Raw genomic sequence first — 17,226 nt, 5'->3', positions numbered from 1 at the left:
TCGCCGCCCCGACGCGGGGTGCCGCCCCGTCCTTCGGGCGGCACCCCTGGACCCGCTGCCGTCAGCTGTTGGCCAGGATGGCGTTGGCCTTGGTCTCGGCGTCCTTGAGCAGCTTGTCGACGTCGGCGTTCTTGCGGGTCAGCACCGCGGACATCGGCACGTCGAGCACGGCGTAGAGCTCCTGCGCCTTCACCGGCTCCAGCTTCAGCTCGACGCTCTTCCCGGCGTCCAGGTAGGGCTGGTAGTACTCGGTCGGCAGGACGGCGCTGGCCGCGCGGAGCTCGGCGAGCTTCTGACCGGTGGGGGAGTCGCCCATGTAGTCGTTGTTCGGGACGCCGACGGCCTCGCCGTTGGCCTTGCCGCGGGCGTAGTCGAACCGGCCCTTGCCGGGGGTGTTGAACTGGAAGTCGATCCAGTCCAGGGCCGCCTTGGTCTGGGCCTCGTTCGCCTTCGGGTTGATCATGTAGGCCTCGCCGCCGGACAGCGACGCCTTCCCGTCGGGTATGCCGGTGATCCCGTAGTTGTCGGGCTTGCCCTGGAACTTCTGGACCACGTCGGTGACGACGTCCGGGGCGCCGAGCATCATGCCCGTCTTGCCCGCCCCCATCTGCTGCATCAGCGTCTCCCAGCCGATGAGCACCTTGCTGCCGACGCTGTCGTCCTTCCAGCGCATGTCCTTGAGGTTCTGCAGCACGGCCTTGCCCTCGGGGCTGTTGAACGCCGCCTTGCCGTCGACGACCATCTCGCCGCCGCGGCTGAAGATGGACTGCGCGAAGTGCCAGCCGCCGACGACGCCGCCGCCGTACTCGCCGAAGCCGACGTAGCCGTCGCCCAGGCCGGCGATCTTGTCGGCCGCGGTGCGGACCTCGTCCCACGTCTTCGGCGGCTGGTCCGGGTCCAGACCGGCCTCCTTGAACAGGGCGCGGTTGTAGACGAGGCCGACGCTGTAGCTGACGTTCGGGATGCCGTAGACCTTGCCCTCCTTGGTCACCATGTCGCGGACGTCCTGCTTGATGTCGCCGAAGTTCTTCACCTGGCCGGTGAAGGCGGTGATGTCCTTCGCCTGCTTCTTGGCGATCACGTCGTTGTAGTTGGTGACCGGCACCAGGAACACGGTCTCCATCTGCCCGCCGGCCAGCTTCGCCGCGAACGTCTTCGGGTCGAAGCACGGCTGCTGGTCGGTGCTCTTCACCTTGACGCCCGGGTGCGCCTTCTCGAACGTCTTGACGTCCGCGTCCCACGCGGCGCGCTGCTTCGGGGCGGTCTTCGCCGGCTGACACGCCACGGTGATGTCGACGCTCTTGCCGCCGGCGTTGTCGTCCGACGAGTCGCCGCCGTCGCCGCCGCAGGCCGTTGCGGTGAACGCGAGACCTGTGGTCAGAAGGATCGCGAGGTTACGGGCTTTCATTACGGCTCCTCTGGATGACGCCCAAGCACTGCCCTGATGGGACCGTCACATTAGGACGGCACGCAGGACCGCGCAAGAAGTCGATCCAGAATTGCAAGATTACGACTGCGTCACGGCGTCGCCGACCGGCCATCGGGGCCCGGAACCGGCCCTCACGCAGAACACGCGGCTCCGGTACTCCGGAGCCGCGTGATGTTGCAGACCACTGTCGATTATTTTCAGATCCTGCTCCACATATTGTGCCCGCCCGGCGAAGCTGCTTGAGTGGGCCCGTCCCCCCCCCGCGCCGCCGCTCCTAGCACTCGATGATGTTCACCGCGAGCCCGCCGCGGGCGGTCTCCTTGTACTTCACCGACATGTCCGCGCCGGTGTCCTTCATGGTCTTGATGACCTTGTCGAGGGACACCTTGTGGGAGCCGTCGCCGCGCATGGCCATCTTGGCGGCGGTGACGGCCTTGACCGCGGCCATGCCGTTGCGCTCGATGCACGGGATCTGGACGAGGCCGCCGACGGGGTCGCAGGTGAGGCCGAGGTTGTGCTCCATGCCGATCTCGGCCGCGTTCTCGACCTGCTCGGGGGTGCCGCCGAGGACCTCGGCGAGCGCGCCCGCGGCCATCGAGCAGGCGGAGCCGACCTCGCCCTGGCAGCCGACCTCGGCGCCGGAGATGGAGGCGTTCTCCTTGAAGAGCATGCCGATGGCGCCGGCGGAGAGCAGGAAGCGCACGACGCCGTCCTCGTCCGCGCCGGGCACGAAGTTCATGTACCAGTGCAGGACGGCGGGGATGATGCCGGCCGCGCCGTTGGTGGGGGCGGTCACCACACGGCCGCCGGCGGCGTTCTCCTCGTTGACGGCCATGGCGTAGAGGGTGATCCACTCCATGGAGCGGGCCAGCGGGTCGCCCTCGGCGCGCAGCTGGCGGGCGGAGTGCGCGGCCCGGCGGCGGACCTTCAGACCGCCGGGGAGGATGCCCTCCTTGGCCATGCCGCGCGAGACGCAGGACTGCATCGCGCGCCAGATCTCGAGCAGCCCGGCCCGGATCTCGTCCTCGGTGCGCCAGGCCTTCTCGTTCTCCAGCATCAGCGCGGAGATCGACAGCCCCGTCTCGCGGGTGAGGCGCAGCAGCTCGTCGCCGGTGCGGAAGGGGTGCCGCAGGACGGTGTCGTCCGGCACGATCGGGCTGTCGTCGGAGCCCTGGTCGAGGACCGTCTCGTCGACGACGAAGCCGCCGCCGACCGAGTAGTACGTCTTGGCGAGCAGCTCGGAGCCCTCGGCGTCGAACGCCTGGAGCGTCATGCCGTTCGCGTGGTAGGGCAGCGCCTTGCGGCGGTGCAGGACGAGGTCCTCGTCGAAGTCGAAGCCGATCTCGTGGGCGCCGAGCAGGTTGATGCGGCCCTCGGCCCTGATCGCCTCCACCCGGGCGTCCGCGCCCTCGACGTCGACGGTCCGCGGCGAGTCGCCCTCCAGGCCGAGCAGCACCGCCTTGGGCGTGCCGTGGCCGTGCCCGGTGGCGCCGAGCGAGCCGTACAGCTCGGCGTGGACGCGGGTGGTGTGCGCGAGCAGGCCCTCGTTCTTCAGGCGGGCCGCGAACATCCGGGCCGCCCGCATCGGGCCGACCGTGTGCGAGCTGGACGGGCCGATGCCGATCGAGAACAGGTCGAAGACCGAGATGGCCACGGGGAGAACTCCTAGGGGTGGGGAGACGTCGTTGTCTGCCGGGGTGGTGCAGAGACGCGACGGGCGGTGACGCGGTGCGGGGCACCTCGCCCACTGTTCAGTGTGCGGGTGCCCCGTCTCGACGTACAAAAGTGTACGGATGTGCGGAAGTGATCCGCGCCTCGCTCGCGTGCGGAGGGCTTCGGACTACTTCAGGCCGGAGTACAGCGGGTGCTTCGCGGCCAGCGCGGCGACGCGGGCCTTCAGCCCCTCCACGACCCCGCCCTCGAACGGGGCGGGCGCCTTCAGCGTCTCGGCGATGACGTCCGCGACCTCCGCGAAGTCCTCGCCCCCGAAGCCGCGCGTGGCGAGCGCCGGGGTGCCGATCCGCAGCCCGGAGGTGACCATCGGCGGCCGCGGGTCGTTCGGGACCGCGTTGCGGTTCACGGTGATGCCGACCTCGTGCAGCCGGTCCTCCGCCTGCTGCCCGTCGAGCTCGGAGTTCCGCAGGTCGACGAGGACCAGGTGGACGTCCGTGCCGCCGGAGAGCACCGAGACGCCGTGGTCGGCGACGTCGGAGCGCACCAGGCGCTCGGCGAGCAGCCGCGCGCCGTCCAGGGTGCGCTGCTGGCGGTCCTTGAAGTCGTCCGACATGGCGACCTTGAAGGACACCGCCTTCGCGGCGATGACGTGCTCCAGCGGGCCGCCCTGGAAGCCGGGGAAGACGGAGGAGTTCAGCTTCTTCGCGAACTCCTTCTTCGCCAGGATGATCCCGCCGCGCGGGCCGCCGAGCGTCTTGTGCGTGGTGGACGTCACCACGTCCGCGTACGGCACCGGGTTCGGGTGCAGCCCGGCGGCGACAAGGCCGGCGAAGTGCGCCATGTCGACCCAGAGGTAGGCCTCGACCTCGTCGGCGATCCGGCGGAACTCCGCGAAGTCCAGCTGCCGCGGGTACGCCGACCAGCCGGCGATGATCACCTTCGGGCGGTGCTCCTTGGCCAGCCGCTCGACCTCGGCCATGTCGACCAGGCCCGCGTCGTCCACGTGGTACGGGACCACGTCGAACTGCTTGCCGGAGAAGTTCAGGCGCATGCCGTGGGTGAGGTGCCCGCCGTGCGCCAGGTCCAGGCCGAGGATCGTGTCCCCGGGCTGGGCGATCGCGAAGAGCGCGGCCTGGTTGGCGGAGGCGCCCGAGTGCGGCTGGACGTTCGCGTACTCGGCGCCGAACAGCTCCTTCACCCGGTCGATGGCGATCTGCTCGGCCACGTCGACGTGCTCGCAGCCGCCGTAGTAGCGGCGGCCGGGGTAGCCCTCGGCGTACTTGTTGGTGAGAACCGAGCCCTGCGCCTCCATGACGGCGACGGGCGCGAAGTTCTCCGACGCGATCATCTCGAGGGTGGACTGCTGGCGGTGGAGCTCGGCGTCGACGGCGGCGGCGACGTCCGGGTCCAGCTCGTGGAGGGGGGTGTTCAGAAGCGACATCGGGAGATCCCTAAGGGGTTTCGACTACCGAGGACAGGGGGGCGCGGCGCGGCGGCCGGACGCCCGGCCGCCGGGGCTCAGCCGCCGGTTCAGCTGCCGGAGAAGGCGGCGTACTCGTCGGCCGAGAGCAGGTCCTTCGGCTCCTCGGCGACGCGCACCTTGAACAGCCAGCCGCCCTCGAAGGGAGCGGAGTTCACGAGCGCCGGGTCGTCCACGACGTCCTGGTTGGCCTCGACCACCTCGCCGGAGACCGGCGAGTAGAGGTCGGAGACCGACTTCGTCGACTCCAGCTCGCCGCAGGTCTCGCCCGCGGTCACCGTGTCGCCGACCTCGGGGAGCTGGACGTACACCACGTCGCCGAGCGCGTTCGCCGCGTGCGCCGTGATGCCGACCGTCGAGACGCCGTCCTCGGCGCCCGACAGCCACTCGTGCTCCTTGCTGTACCGCAGGTCCTGGGGGTTGCTCATGGGGTGGATTCTCCTGTACGCGGGGGTGTGGTCAAAAAGCGGGGGTCCGGCGGGGGCGGCGCTACTTCTGCCGCTTGTAGAACGGCAGCGCGACGACGTCGTACGGCTCGTGGGCGCCGCGGATGTCGACCCCGACCCCTTCCGTCCCGGCCTCCGCGTACGCGGCGTCGACGTAGGCCATCGCGATCGGCCTGCCGAGGGTGGGGGAGGGGGCGCCGGAGGTGACCTCGCCGACCACCTGACCGCCGGCGACGACGGACATCCCGGCGCGGGGGACGCGGCGGCCCTGGGCGATGAGGCCGACGAGCCTGCGCGGGGGCGCGGACTCGGCCTGCGCGGCGGCGGCCTCCAGCGCCTTCCGGCCGACGAAGTCGTCGCCGTGGGAGGTCTTGTCGAACTTCACCACCCGGCCGAGGCCCGCGTCGAACGGTGTCAGCGCGGTGGTCAGCTCGTGCCCGTAGAGCGGCATGCCGGCCTCCAGGCGGAGGGTGTCGCGGCAGGAGAGCCCGCAGGGGATCAGTCCGGCGGCCGCGCCGGCCTCGGTCAGCGCCCGCCACAGCGGCTCGGCGTCGGCGGGGGCGACGAACAGCTCGAAGCCGTCCTCACCGGTGTAGCCGGTCCGGGCGATCAGCGCGGGGACGCCGGCGACGGTGCCGGGCAGCCCGGCGTAGTACTTCAGCCCGTCGAGGTCGGCGTCGGTGACCGAGGCCAGGATGCCGGGGGACTCCGGGCCCTGGACGGCGATCAGCGCGTAGGCGTCCCGGTCGTCGCGGACCTCGGCGTCGAAGCCGGCGGCGCGCGCGGTGAGGGCGTCGAGGACGACCTGGGCGTTGCCGGCGTTGGCGACGACCATGTACACGGTGTCCTCGAGCCGGTAGACGATCAGGTCGTCGACGATCCCGCCGTCCTCGCGGCAGATCATCGTGTACCGGGCCCGGCCGGTGCCGACCGTGCCGATGTTGCCGACCAGCGCGTAGTTCAGCAGGTCCACGGCCTGCGGGCCGCTGACCGTGATCTCGCCCATGTGCGAGAGGTCGAAGAGCCCGGCCCGGGTGCGGACGGCCGTGTGCTCCTCCCGCTCGCTCGCGTACCGCAGCGGCATGTCCCAGCCCGCGAAGTCGGTCATGGTGGCGCCCAGCGAGCGGTGCAGGGCGTCGAGCGCGGTGCGGCGGGGAGCGCCGTCGGGGGTGGTGGCGTTGCTCATCGGTAGGACTCCAGGGCATGGCCGGGCGGACGAGGGCGGTCCTCCCCATCTGTCATCGGAACCTGAGAGGTTCACCGTGTCCACCCGCGCGCGGTCGCGCGGGGCGGGGAACACGGTTTGCACCTTGGGTGGAGCCGGTACGGCTCACTTTTCAGATGTGCCTCGTCCGCGCGGTACGGGGCCTGAGAGATTCAAGGGAGGGCTTGCTCCTTCGGCGCCCCGGCGGCGGTGGCCGGGGACTCTCCCGCGCGGATTCGAACGGCCGGTATGCAGTTGGCGGGGCCATCATTGCACGACCGCCCCACGGGGGTCCGGTCGTCCCCGCACCCGGTCCCCGCCCGGGTGAAGGGCCCGCCGGAACAGCCGAAACCGTTTGCGGCCCATTACCGTCTCTTTACACTCAGGGGGAAGCAGTCGCACAGCGGTCGGGGTCCGACCCGGTCGGCTCCCGAGCCGACCGGACGGAGCCCCAGGGGGAGGCAGGGCACGTGCAGAGAACTTCAGTGGCCGGCGCATACGCCACGGCGTCCGGAACGGTCCGGCGCGCGCTGCCGGGGCAGTGGGCGGCGGGCCAGCGGGCCGCGGGCCAGCGGCTCGCCGCGCCCGCCCGGACGGCTCCGCTCGGGGACGTCCGCGACCTGCGGGGCCGCCGGGGGAGCGGCCCCCGGGTCCTCGCCTTCGCGCCCGGCGACCTCGTCGTGGTCTCCGGACTGCCCGGCAGCGGGAAGTCCACGCTCATCCGCAACACCGTCGCGGTCGCCCGCATCGACTCCCAGGACGCCCGCGAGCGCTGGGAGCGCCGGCTCCCGCGCCACCTGCCCTACGGCGTCTACCGCCCGCTCGTCCGGTTCGCCCACTACGCCGGGCTGCGCGCCGCGCTGCGCAGTGGCGAGAGCGTCGTCGTGCACGACTGCGGCAGCCAGGCCTGGGTGCGGCGCTGGCTGGTCCGCGAGGCGCGGCGGCGCGGCAGCGGGCTGCACCTGCTGCTGCTCGACGCGACGCCCGAGGAGGCGCTCGGCGGCCAGGCCGAGCGCGGCCGGGGCGTCTCGGGGCACGCCTTCGGCCGGCACCGCGCGGCCGTCGGGCGGCTGGTCGCCGACGCGGAGGCGGGCGTGCTGCCGGCCGGCTGCGCCTCGGCGGTCCTCGCCGACCGCGACGCGGCGCGCGAGCTGAGGGCGATCACCTTCGGCCGCGGCTGAGCCCGCGCGGGGGGCGCGGGGACGGGGGCGGCCGCGTGCGGCGGGCGGCTCCGTCGGGTGCGGCCGGGGTGCGGAGGACGGGTTCCCGCCGTGCCGGCCGGTCCCGGGGCACTAGAGTCGGCCCCGTCGTACGGCAACGCGCCGAGCAGGCAGAGCACCAGGTGGGGCAGCAGGTGGCACAGATGGACTTCCCCGGATCGGACTTCCCCGGGCCGCGCGAGCACGGCCAGGCCGCGCCGGGCTGGCCGGCCAACGAGGTCGAGGAGGTGCTCGCCGCGTCGCTCGGGGTGCCGGGCGCGGGCGGCCGGATCGTCGAGGTGCTCGGCCGGGGCCGGGTCTGGGTGCCGCTGCCGAACGGCGGCGACCCCACCAGCCCGGACCTCGACCTGCCGATGCTGGAGATCGACGGGGCGGCGTTCGTGCCCGTCTTCAGCTCCGAGCAGCAGTTCATGGCGTGCGTCGGCTCGCACATGTCCTTCGCGGTGGCCCCGGCCGTCGAGTTCGCCCGCGGCCTGCCGCCGCAGGTCGGCATCGCGGTCAACCCGGGCGGGGCGGTCGGCGTCCCGCTGCCGCCGCCCGCGGTCGCCGAACTGTGCCGGGCCGGGCGCACCGCGCTCGACGGGCCCGCGTCCGGCGGCCGGGTCCGGCTGTTCGAGCCGGACTGGCAGCACGAGCCGGTCGACTTCCTGGCCGCGGCGTCCGCGGAGTTCGAGGCCACCGGCACCGTGCGCACGGCCCGCCGCTGCCTGGCCAGCGTCGAGGGCGGGGACCCCGTGATGTTCATAGGGGTCGAGCTGACCGACTGGGTCACCGCCGACACCACCGTCCCCGGCGAGGCCCTCGGCCGCGCCCTGCACCGCGCCCCCACCCCCTGGCCGGTCAACATCGTCCTGCTCGACATCACCCAGGACCCCGCCGCCCACTACCTCCGCGACCGCGTCCGCCCCTTCTACGTCCGCACCACCGGCTGAACACCGGGCGGAAGGCGCGGTTCCGCCGCAACCGCCCACGACGCGGCACGCCCCCCATGGGCCCCGGGGGCTTAAGCTGGTTTGATGGCCCGGAGGGTGCCCGGGTGGCGGGCCGTGCGGGAGATGGGGCGGTCAGAAGTGAACGCGGCAGCCGGCCAGGTCGAGCGGATGCTCGGCCAGGTGACCCCGGGACGCCTCGACGCGTACGAGGCGCTGCTCCGGTCCCTCGCCGCCGGGCAGGTGTGGATGCTGCTCTGGCAGGGCCAGGAGGGCTCGCCGGACGCCCAGTACGGGAACATGGAGGTGGGCGGCCTCGGCTACGCCCCCTGCGTGACCTCCGCGCAGGAGCTGGCCGCCTCCGGCTGGAACCGCTCCTACGAGGTCGTCGCCGGCGCCGACATCGCCCGCTCGCTCTACCCCGACCACTACGGCCTGTGGCTCAACCCGCACGCCCCCGGCGGCGGCGTCGGCGTCCCCTGGCTCGACCTGCGCCGGATCGCCGCGGGCCTCGACCGGCTGCCGGCCGGCCCGCTGCGGATGACCGAGCCGTCGATCGAGCTCCCGCAGTTCTACGCGCTGCTCACCCAGAACGCCCACCGCACCACCGCCGTCCGGTCGCTGCGCCGGGCCTGGGTGCAACCCGCACTCGGCGCCCCTTATCTGGCGATCGGGCTCGATCTGTACGACACCGCCCGGTCGTCCGTCGAGGCCACCCGCGCGATGATGCGGCAGTCGGTGGGCGCCGTCCCCGAGGGGCTGCCGGTCTCGACCGTGGCCATGTCCGACGCGTACGACCCCGTCGTGATGTGGCTGCGCGCAAACGCCCGCCCGTTCTACGACCGGGACGCCCACGGAGCCGCGCCCTCCGCCACCGCCGCCCCGCAGCCCGGCTACGGATACCCCCCGGCGCACCACCGCTGAACAGCGGTTTGTGTCCCGGAGGTTAACTTCTCCCGCGACGATGTCCGGTTCCGGGGGGGTTTGTTGGCTCCCCTGGTCTCGACTCGGTATCACCGGTATGCGGACTGTTCTCCCCGCTGAAAGCCGACTGTAGTGTTCACGCCGCCAAGGCCTGTCGTCGGAACCCTCGGGGTGGACCCATGCGAATATTCGAATCCAGGGCGGTGCGGGCACTGACCGCCGCCCTCGCGGTGGGCGTGATCGCCACCGGTTGTTCCAGCGACCGCGACAAGGGCGGTGACGAGGGCAAGGGCGGCGAGAAGAAGGACACGTTCGTCTTCGCCGGCGCCGGCGACCCCGGTTCCCTCGACCCCGCCCTCGCGAGCGACGGCGAGACCTTCCGCGTCACCCGCCAGGCCTTCGAGGCCCTCCTGGAGCACGAGCCCGGCGGCTCCAAGCTCGTCGGCGGCCTCGCCGAGAAGTGGTCCAGCAACGAGGACGGCACCGTCTGGACCTTCAACCTCCGCAAGGGCGTGAAGTTCCACGACGGCGAGGTCTTCAACGCGGCCGCGGTCTGCGCGAACTACGACCACTGGTTCAACTGGACGGGCACGTACCAGCTGGACGCGGTCTCGTACTACTGGCGCTCGATCATGGGCGGCTTCGCGAAGAACGAGGACAAGGAGACGGCGAAGCCGAACTACAAGTCCTGCACCGCGAAGGACGAGAACACCGCGGTCATCGAGGTCAACGAGCCCTCCGCGAACCTGCCCGGCGGCTTCTCGCTCAACTCGCTGGCGATCCACTCGCCGAAGTCCATCGAGGAGGAGAAGAAGCAGGCCGCCACCGCCAAGGGCGACGCCATCTCCTACCCGAAGTACAGCACCGAGGTAGGCGTCCTCGCCGGCACCGGCCCGTACAAGTACGTGAAGTGGAACAAGGGCAACAAGGAAGTCAGCCTGACCCGCTTCGACGACTACTGGGGCGAGAAGGCGAAGATCAAGAACCTGGTCTTCCGCACCATCGACACCGAGGAGGGCCGCCGCCAGGCGCTCCAGGCCGGTGACATCGACGGCTACGACCTGGTCGCGCCGGCCGACGTGAAGACCCTGGAGGGCGAGGGCTTCGAGGTCCCGACCCGCGACGTCTTCAACCTCTTCTACCTGGGCATGACCCAGGAGGCGAACCCCGCCCTGAAGAAGAAGGAGGTCCGCGAGGCGATCGCGCACGCGATCGACCGCGAGAACATCGTCAAGACCCAGCTCCCCGAGGGCGGCAAGGTCGCTACGCAGTTCATGCCGGACACCATCGCCGGCTACTCGGACCAGGTGAAGACCTACGCGTTCGACACCGCCAAGTCCAAGGCCCTGCTGAAGGACGCCGGCGAGTCGAAGCTGAACGTGAAGTTCTGCTACCCGACCGAGGTCACCCGCCCGTACATGCCCGCCCCGCAGGACATCTTCGAGCTGATGAAGTCCGACCTGGAGAAGGCCGGCGTCACCGTCACCCCGAAGCCCATGAAGTGGGCCCCGGACTACCTGGACGCCACCGAGCAGGGCTCGTGCGACCTGCACATGCTCGGCTGGACCGGTGACTTCAACGACGGCTACAACTTCATCGGCACCTGGTTCGCCGGGTACGACAAGCAGTGGGGCTTCAAGGACAAGGCGCTCTTCGACGCGGTCAACGCCGGTTCGAAGGTCGGCGACCCCGCCGCCCGCACCGAGGCCTACAAGAAGGCCAACGAGGCGATCATGGAGTACCTGCCCGGTCTCCCGATCTCGTCCTCCCCGCCGGCCATCGCGTTCGCCAAGAACGTCAACCCGCCGAAGGTCTCCCCGCTGACGCAGGAGTACTTCGCCGAGGCCTCCTTCAAGTAACCGCCCCTCGCACGAGGTCCGCCCGGCCACTGCAATCCGGTGGCCGGGCGGACCCCGTTGGCGAGCACATGTAGAAAGGGGCACGCGGGGTGCTGCGACTCGTCGTACGAAGACTGCTTCAGCTCATACCCACGCTGCTCGGCCTCTCGGTCCTGCTGTTCATCTGGCTCAACCGGCTGCCGGGCGGACCCGCCTCGGCGATCCTCGGCGAACGCGCGACCGACGCCCAAGTGGCCGCCATCAACAAGGCGCTGGGGCTCGACCAGCCCCTCCACGTCCAGTACTTCCGCTTCCTCGGGCGGATCTTCGAACTCGACCTCGGCACGTCCGTGCAGACCGGGCAGCCGGTGTGGGACGAGTTCGTGCTCCGCTTCCCCGCCACGGTCGAGCTCTCCGTCTTCGCGATGCTGCTGGCGATCGCCGTGGGCGTCCCGCTGGGCTACGTCGCGGCACGCCGCCGCGGCGGCTGGCTCGACGTCGCCTCGGTCTCCGGATCGCTGGTCGGCATCTGCATCCCGGTGTTCTTCCTCGCCACGATCCTGAAGGAGATCTTCGGGGTCCAGCTCGGCATCTTCCCCACCTTCGGGCGCCTGACCAGCGGCATCAACGCCACCGAGGTCACCGGGCTCGCGGTGCTCGACGGCCTGCTGACGGGTGAGTTCGACGCCAGCTGGGACGCGATCATGCACCTGGTGCTGCCCGCCGTCGCGCTCGCCACCATCCCGCTCGCGGTGATCGTGCGGATGACCCGCGCCAGCGTCCTCGAGGTCCTCGGCGAGGACTACGTCCGCACCGCGGAGTCCAAGGGCCTGGAGAAGAAGACCGTCCGCGGCCGGCACGTCCTGCGCAACGCGCTGCTGCCCGTCATCACGGCCGTCGGCCTGCTGACCGGCTCGCTGCTGTCGGGGGCCGTCCTCACCGAGTCGGTCTTCACCTTCGGCGGCATCGGATCCTTCATCGCGCAGGCCATCGACGCCCGCGACTACCCGGTGCTCGTCGGCTTCATCATGTTCATCGCCGCGATCTACGTCCTGATCAACCTGCTGGTCGACCTGGCGTACAGCGTCATCGACCCGAGAGTGCGGGTGCACTGATGAGTATCGTCACCTCCAAGGCCGACAAGATCGACCGGTTGGCGGAGCTCAGCGGGAACGTCGGGACCAGCGCGGGCGCGAGCCTGTGGCGCGAGACGTTCAACCGGCTGAGGACCAGCAAGATGGCGATCATCGGCGCCGCCATCGTGGTCGTCTTCGTCATCGTGTCGATCGTGGGCCCGCTGCTCGCCCCGTACGACCCGACCGCGCAGACCTGGCGCGGCGACGTGCTGCCCAACCAGGGCAAGTTCGTCGGGCCGCGCGAAGGCAACTGGTTCGGGCTCGACCACCTGGGCCGCGACATGTTCTCCCGGATGCTGGAGGGCACCCGGCAGACGCTGCTCGTCGGCGTCGTCGCCACCCTGATCGGCCTCGTCGTCGGCTTCGCCATCGGCGCTCTCTCCGGCGCCGCCGCCACGCTCGGCGGCCGACGCGGCCAGCAGCTCGACACTTCCATCATGCGCGTCACGGACATCCTGCTCGCGCTGCCGTCGCTGCTGCTCGCGGTGTCCGTCGCGGCCGTCCTCGGCCAGTCGCTGACCACGGTCATGATCGCGGTCGGGGTCGTGCAGATCCCCGTCTTCGCCCGGCTCCTGCGCGGCTCGATGCTCTCGCAGGGCGGCGCGGAGTACGTGCTCGCGGCGAAGTCGCTCGGGGTCAGACGGCGGCGGATCGTGGTCACCCAGATCCTGCCCAACTCGCTGAGCCCGGTCATCGTGCAGACCACGCTGAGCCTGGCCACCGCGATCATCGAGGCGGCCGCCCTGTCCTACCTCGGGCTCGGCAACCCCGACCCCTCGATCCCCGAATGGGGCGCGATGCTCACCCAGGCGCAGCGCTTCTTCTCCAACGAGCCGCTCATGGCGGTCTACCCGGCCGTCGGCATCATCGTCGTCGCGCTCGGCTTCACCCTCCTCGGTGAGGCCCTGCGCGAGGCCCTCGACCCGAAGCTGCGAGGCTGAGACCCCCATGACACAGCTGACCCAGCTGAACCAGCCGACCGCGGCGGGCTCCTCGGAGCCGCTGCTGAGGGTCGAGGACCTGACCGTCACCTTCGCCGGCGGGCGCGGACGGAAGAACGCGACGGCCGTCAACGGCGTCTCGTTCACCGTCGACCAGGGCCAGGTCGTCGGCCTGGTCGGGGAGTCCGGGTGCGGGAAGTCCGTCACGTCGATGGCGCTGATGGGGCTGCTGCCCAAGCGCGGCGTCACCGTCGGCGGGCGGGCCGTGCTCGACGGCGAGGACCTGTTGACCATGGGCGAGCGGCGGCTGCGCGACCTGCGCGGCCGCGAGCTCGCGATGATCTTCCAGGACCCGCTGTCGTCGCTGAACCCGGTCGTGCCGATCGGGGTGCAGGTGACCGAGATCCTGACCCGGCACCGCGGGATGAAGGGCGAGGCCGCCCGCAAGGAGGCCGCGCACCTGCTCGACCGGGTCGGCATCCCCGACCCGACCCGCCGGCTCAAGGAGTACCCGCACCAGCTCTCCGGCGGCATGCGGCAGCGCGCGCTGATCGCGATGGCTGTCGCCTGCGCCCCGCGCATGCTCATCGCCGACGAGCCGACCACCGCGCTCGACGTCACCATCCAGGCGCAGATCCTCGAACTGCTCAAGGAGCTCGTCGACCAGGAGGGCACCGCGCTCCTGATGATCACCCACGACCTGGGGGTCGTCGCCGGGCTCTGCGACGAGGTGAACGTGCTCTACGCGGGCAAGGTCGTCGAGTCGGCCGCCCGCCGCGAGCTGTTCGCGCACCCCACCCACCCCTACGCACACGGGCTGCTCGGGTCGATCCCGCGGCTCGACGCGCCGCGCGGGGAGCCGCTGCGGCCGATCCGCGGGTCGATCAACGACCAGATCGCGTGGGCCGACGGCTGCGCGTTCGCCCCGCGCTGCGACCACTACACGATGGAGTGCCTGACGGGCACCCCCGAGCTCTCCGAGCCGCGCGCGCCGGGCCACGAGGTCCGCTGCGTCAACCCGGTGCTCCCGACCCCCGCCGCGACCGAGGAGGTCACCGCATGAGCCTGCTCGAACTCGACGGCGTGAAGGTCCACTTCCCCATCAAGAAGGGGTTGTTCGTCGACCGGACCGTCGGGCACGTCTACGCCGTAGACGGCGTCTCGCTCTCCGTCGAGGCCGGTCAGACGTACGGCCTGGTCGGCGAGTCCGGCTGCGGCAAGACGACGCTCGGCCGGGCCGTGCTGCGGCTCGTCGACGTCACCGACGGCGGGGTGCGGTTCGACGGGACGGACCTCGCGCAGCTCCCGGACGAGGAGATGCGGAAGTTCCGGCGCAAGCTCCAGATGGTGTTCCAGGACCCGATGGGCTCGCTGAACCCGCGGCAGAACATCGAGTCGATCCTCGCCGAGGGGATGGCCGCGCACGGCATCGGCGGCAGCCGGGAGGAGCGGCGGGAGACGATCCGCGCGATCCTCGCGAAGGTCGGGCTGCCGGCGGACGCGCTCTCGCGCTACCCGCACGAGTTCTCCGGCGGGCAGCGGCAGCGGATCGGGATCGCGCGGGCGCTGGTCCTGGAGCCGGACGTCATCATCTGCGACGAGCCGGTCTCCGCGCTCGACGTCTCCATCCAGGCGCAGGTCATCAACCTGCTGGAGGAGCTGCAGGAGTCGCTCGGGCTCACCTACCTGGTGATCGCGCACGACCTGGCCGTCGTGCGGCACATCTCCGACGTCATCGGGGTGATGTACCTCGGGTCGCTGGTGGAGGAGGCGCCCAGCGACGCGCTGTACGCCGAGCCGCGGCACCCGTACACGCGGGCGCTGATGTCCGCGGTGCCGGTGCCGGACCCGGAGGTCGAGGACCGGCGGGAGCGGATCCTGCTCACCGGCGACCTGCCGTCGCCGGCCGCCCCGCCGGCGGGGTGCCGGTTCCACACCCGCTGCCCGTGGAAGCAGGAGACCCTCTGCGCGACGGACCGCCCCGCGCTCGCGGACATGGGCGACGGGCACAAGGTCGCGTGCCACTACGCGGCGGAGATCGCGGCGGGCACGCTCCCGATGACCCGTGCGACGGGGATCGAGGCGGTCACCGGCACGGACCCGGCGGACGTGGTCGACGCGGCCCCCGCGTCGGACGCGCCGGTGGAGCCCCCGGTCGTCCCCCCGGGCACCACCGCCCCGGCGAAGGACCCGGCGTAGGTTCCGGGCCCGGGGGCCGAGTCCCCGGGCCCCGTCGGGCCCGGCCCCGACGCTCCCCGGGCTGCGCTGCGTCCGCGCCCGCGGCCTGTAGAAATGTCCCGTGTTCCAGGAACTCTTCACCCCCACCGTGCAGTACGTCATCGAGCTCGTCGGCATCGTCGTGTTCGCGATCTCCGGCGCCCTCCTCGCCGTGCGGAAGAACTTCGACCTCTTCGGGATGGCGGTGCTCGCCGAGGTCACCGGCCTCGGCGGCGGCCTGTTCCGGGACCTGGTGATCGGAGCGACCCCCGCCGCGTTCGACGACCTGGGGTACTTCCTGATGCCGCTGATCGCGACCGCGCTCGTCTTCGTCCTGCACCCGGAGGTCGAGCGGATCAACCGCGCGGTGAACATCTTCGACGCGGCCGGCCTCGGCCTGTTCTGCGTCACGGGCACGACGAAGGCACACGAGTACGGCCTCGGCCTCACCTCCTCCGCGGTGCTGGGCCTCGCGACGGCTGTCGGCGGCGGGATGATGCGGGACATCATGGCGAACGAGGTCCCCTCGATCCTGCGCTGGGACCGCGACATGTACGCCGTGCCCGCGATGGTGGGCGCGGCGATGACCGCCCTGCTGATGCGCTTCGGCGCGCTGGACTTCGTGACGAGCACCCTCGCCGCCGCGACCGCGTTCACCACCCGGCTCCTCGCCATCCGCTACCGCTGGCGCGCGCCGCGCGCGTGGAACCGGCGGTCGACCCGGACCGAGGAAAAAGCTACCGCTCAGTAGCTTGCGGGGGTACGGTGGACGGCATGACTGAGGCATGCGCGGCACCGGCCGCGACCGGGGCAGCGACGGCGACCGTCGGGGACAGCGAGTTCGACCGCGACACCGCGGTCGTCGCCAGGGAGCCCGGCGTCTACGATGCCGACCTCTCCGCCGGCTGGACGATCATCAGCGCGGTCAACGGCGGCTACCTGCTCGCCGTCCTCGGCCGGGCCCTCGCCGACGCCCTGCCGCACCCCGACCCGATCACGGTCACCGCGCACTACCTCGGCGCGTCCCAGCCCGGCCCCGCCGTCGTCCGCACGGAGACCGTCCGCACCGGCCGCACGCTCTCCAGCGGCCAGGCCTCGCTCTTCCAGCGCGACGCCGAGGGCCGCGAGGTCGAGCGGGTGCGGGTGATGGCGACGTACGGCGACCTCGCTGCGCTGCCCGACGACGTCCGCACGACCGCGAAGCCGCCGGCCATCCCGCCGTACGAGCACTGCCTCGGCGCCGAGGACGGGCCGGCCGACATCCCCGGCTCGTCCGCGATCACCGAGCGGCTGCGGTTGAAGCTGGACCCGACGACGGCCGGCTGGGCGGTCGGCGCGCCGTCGGGCAAGGGCGAGATGCGGGCCTGGTTCGGGCTGGCCGACGGCCGGGACCACGACCCGCTCTCCGTCCTGCTCGCCGTCGACGCGCTGCCGCCGACCGCGTTCGAGCTCGGTCTGCGCGGCTGGGTGCCGACCGTCGAGCTGACCGTCCACGTCCGCTGCCGCCCGGCCCCCGGGCCGCTGCGGGTGGCGATCACCACCCGCAACCTGGCCGGCGGCTTCCTGGAGGAGGACGCCGAGGTCTGGGACAGCGCGGACCGGCTGGTCGCCCAGTCCCGCCAGCTGGCGAAGGCCCCGCGGGGCTGACGGGCGGGGCCCCGCGGGCGGGTCGGGCGCCCGGAGCCGACGGCGGTCCCTCGGGGGCGGCGGCAGCCGGGTCCGCCGGGCCGGTCGCCGGCCCCGCGCCCCCCGTGCGCCGGTGCGCGGCGTCCCGCTCCCGGCCCGGCT

General features: G+C 71.9%; 15 protein-coding genes and 1 riboswitch. Of the genes, 10 read left to right on the top strand and 5 right to left on the bottom strand.

From position 1 onward, the window contains the following. Positions 1–61 precede the first annotated feature (61 nt). From ACFWEG_RS08640 to gcvT, 5 genes are all read right to left on the bottom strand, one after another. On the bottom strand, positions 62–1,408 hold the full coding sequence (locus tag ACFWEG_RS08640) for an extracellular solute-binding protein (RefSeq protein WP_387210799.1): 1,347 nt from the start codon (positions 1,406–1,408) through the stop codon (positions 62–64). A 295-nt stretch (positions 1,409–1,703) separates the two neighbouring features. Beyond that, the gene (locus tag ACFWEG_RS08635; RefSeq protein WP_387210796.1) at positions 1,704–3,083 is read right to left on the bottom strand and encodes an L-serine ammonia-lyase; all 1,380 of its coding nucleotides are present in this window, start codon (positions 3,081–3,083) and stop codon (positions 1,704–1,706) included. A 186-nt stretch (positions 3,084–3,269) separates the two neighbouring features. Continuing rightward, positions 3,270–4,544, bottom strand: a complete 1,275-nt coding sequence (glyA, locus tag ACFWEG_RS08630) for a serine hydroxymethyltransferase (RefSeq protein WP_387210793.1) — start codon at positions 4,542–4,544, stop codon at positions 3,270–3,272. A gap of 89 nt (positions 4,545–4,633) precedes the next feature. Further along, a complete protein-coding gene (gene gcvH / locus ACFWEG_RS08625) occupies positions 4,634–5,011 on the bottom strand; it encodes a glycine cleavage system protein GcvH (RefSeq protein ID WP_387210790.1) in 378 nt (125 codons plus the stop codon). Between the two features lie 61 nt (positions 5,012–5,072). Then, positions 5,073–6,215 (bottom strand): glycine cleavage system aminomethyltransferase GcvT, encoded by a 1,143-nt coding sequence (gene gcvT, locus ACFWEG_RS08620; RefSeq protein WP_387210787.1) that lies wholly within the window; start codon positions 6,213–6,215, stop codon positions 5,073–5,075. A 161-nt stretch (positions 6,216–6,376) separates the two neighbouring features. Continuing rightward, positions 6,377–6,472, bottom strand: a riboswitch (glycine riboswitch). A gap of 231 nt (positions 6,473–6,703) precedes the next feature. Here gcvT and ACFWEG_RS08615 point away from each other — a divergent pair. From ACFWEG_RS08615 to ACFWEG_RS08570, 10 genes are all read left to right on the top strand, one after another. After that, entirely contained in the window at positions 6,704–7,414 is a 711-nt protein-coding gene (locus ACFWEG_RS08615; protein WP_387210784.1) for an AAA family ATPase, read from the top strand. A gap of 182 nt (positions 7,415–7,596) precedes the next feature. Further along, positions 7,597–8,385 (top strand): enhanced serine sensitivity protein SseB, encoded by a 789-nt coding sequence (locus tag ACFWEG_RS08610; protein ID WP_387210782.1) that lies wholly within the window; start codon positions 7,597–7,599, stop codon positions 8,383–8,385. 168 nt (positions 8,386–8,553) lie between these two features. After that, positions 8,554–9,306 (top strand): enhanced serine sensitivity protein SseB C-terminal domain-containing protein, encoded by a 753-nt coding sequence (locus ACFWEG_RS08605; protein ID WP_387210841.1) that lies wholly within the window; start codon positions 8,554–8,556, stop codon positions 9,304–9,306. 179 nt (positions 9,307–9,485) lie between these two features. Then, positions 9,486–11,165 (top strand): ABC transporter substrate-binding protein, encoded by a 1,680-nt coding sequence (locus ACFWEG_RS08600; protein WP_387210779.1) that lies wholly within the window; start codon positions 9,486–9,488, stop codon positions 11,163–11,165. A gap of 89 nt (positions 11,166–11,254) precedes the next feature. Beyond that, complete coding sequence (locus ACFWEG_RS08595) at positions 11,255–12,259, top strand: ABC transporter permease (RefSeq protein WP_387210776.1); 1,005 nt, start codon at positions 11,255–11,257, stop codon at positions 12,257–12,259. Beyond that, positions 12,259–13,221 carry an ABC transporter permease gene (locus ACFWEG_RS08590; protein WP_387210773.1) on the top strand — a complete coding sequence of 321 codons (963 nt, stop codon included), beginning with the start codon at positions 12,259–12,261 and terminating at the stop codon, positions 13,219–13,221. Before ACFWEG_RS08595 ends, ACFWEG_RS08590 begins: the two co-directional genes overlap by 1 nt. A 7-nt stretch (positions 13,222–13,228) precedes the next feature. Beyond that, positions 13,229–14,284 (top strand): ABC transporter ATP-binding protein, encoded by a 1,056-nt coding sequence (locus ACFWEG_RS08585; RefSeq protein WP_387210770.1) that lies wholly within the window; start codon positions 13,229–13,231, stop codon positions 14,282–14,284. Further along, complete coding sequence (locus ACFWEG_RS08580; protein ID WP_387210768.1) at positions 14,281–15,420, top strand: ABC transporter ATP-binding protein; 1,140 nt, start codon at positions 14,281–14,283, stop codon at positions 15,418–15,420. The genes ACFWEG_RS08585 and ACFWEG_RS08580 overlap by 4 nt, the downstream gene beginning before the upstream one ends. A 100-nt stretch (positions 15,421–15,520) precedes the next feature. Continuing rightward, positions 15,521–16,189, top strand: coding sequence for a trimeric intracellular cation channel family protein (locus tag ACFWEG_RS08575; protein WP_387210764.1), 669 nt, complete (start codon positions 15,521–15,523; stop codon positions 16,187–16,189). Positions 16,190–16,212: 23 nt separating this feature from the next. Next, the gene (locus ACFWEG_RS08570; RefSeq protein ID WP_387210761.1) at positions 16,213–17,085 is read left to right on the top strand and encodes a thioesterase family protein; all 873 of its coding nucleotides are present in this window, start codon (positions 16,213–16,215) and stop codon (positions 17,083–17,085) included. Positions 17,086–17,226 lie beyond the last annotated feature (141 nt).

This window comes from Streptomyces sp. NPDC060194 (assembly GCF_042728285.1).
GTDB lineage: Bacteria > Actinomycetota > Actinomycetes > Streptomycetales > Streptomycetaceae > Streptomyces.
The sequence above is the reverse complement of the archived record's forward strand: the minus strand, read 5'-3'. Positions and strand labels throughout refer to the sequence as shown.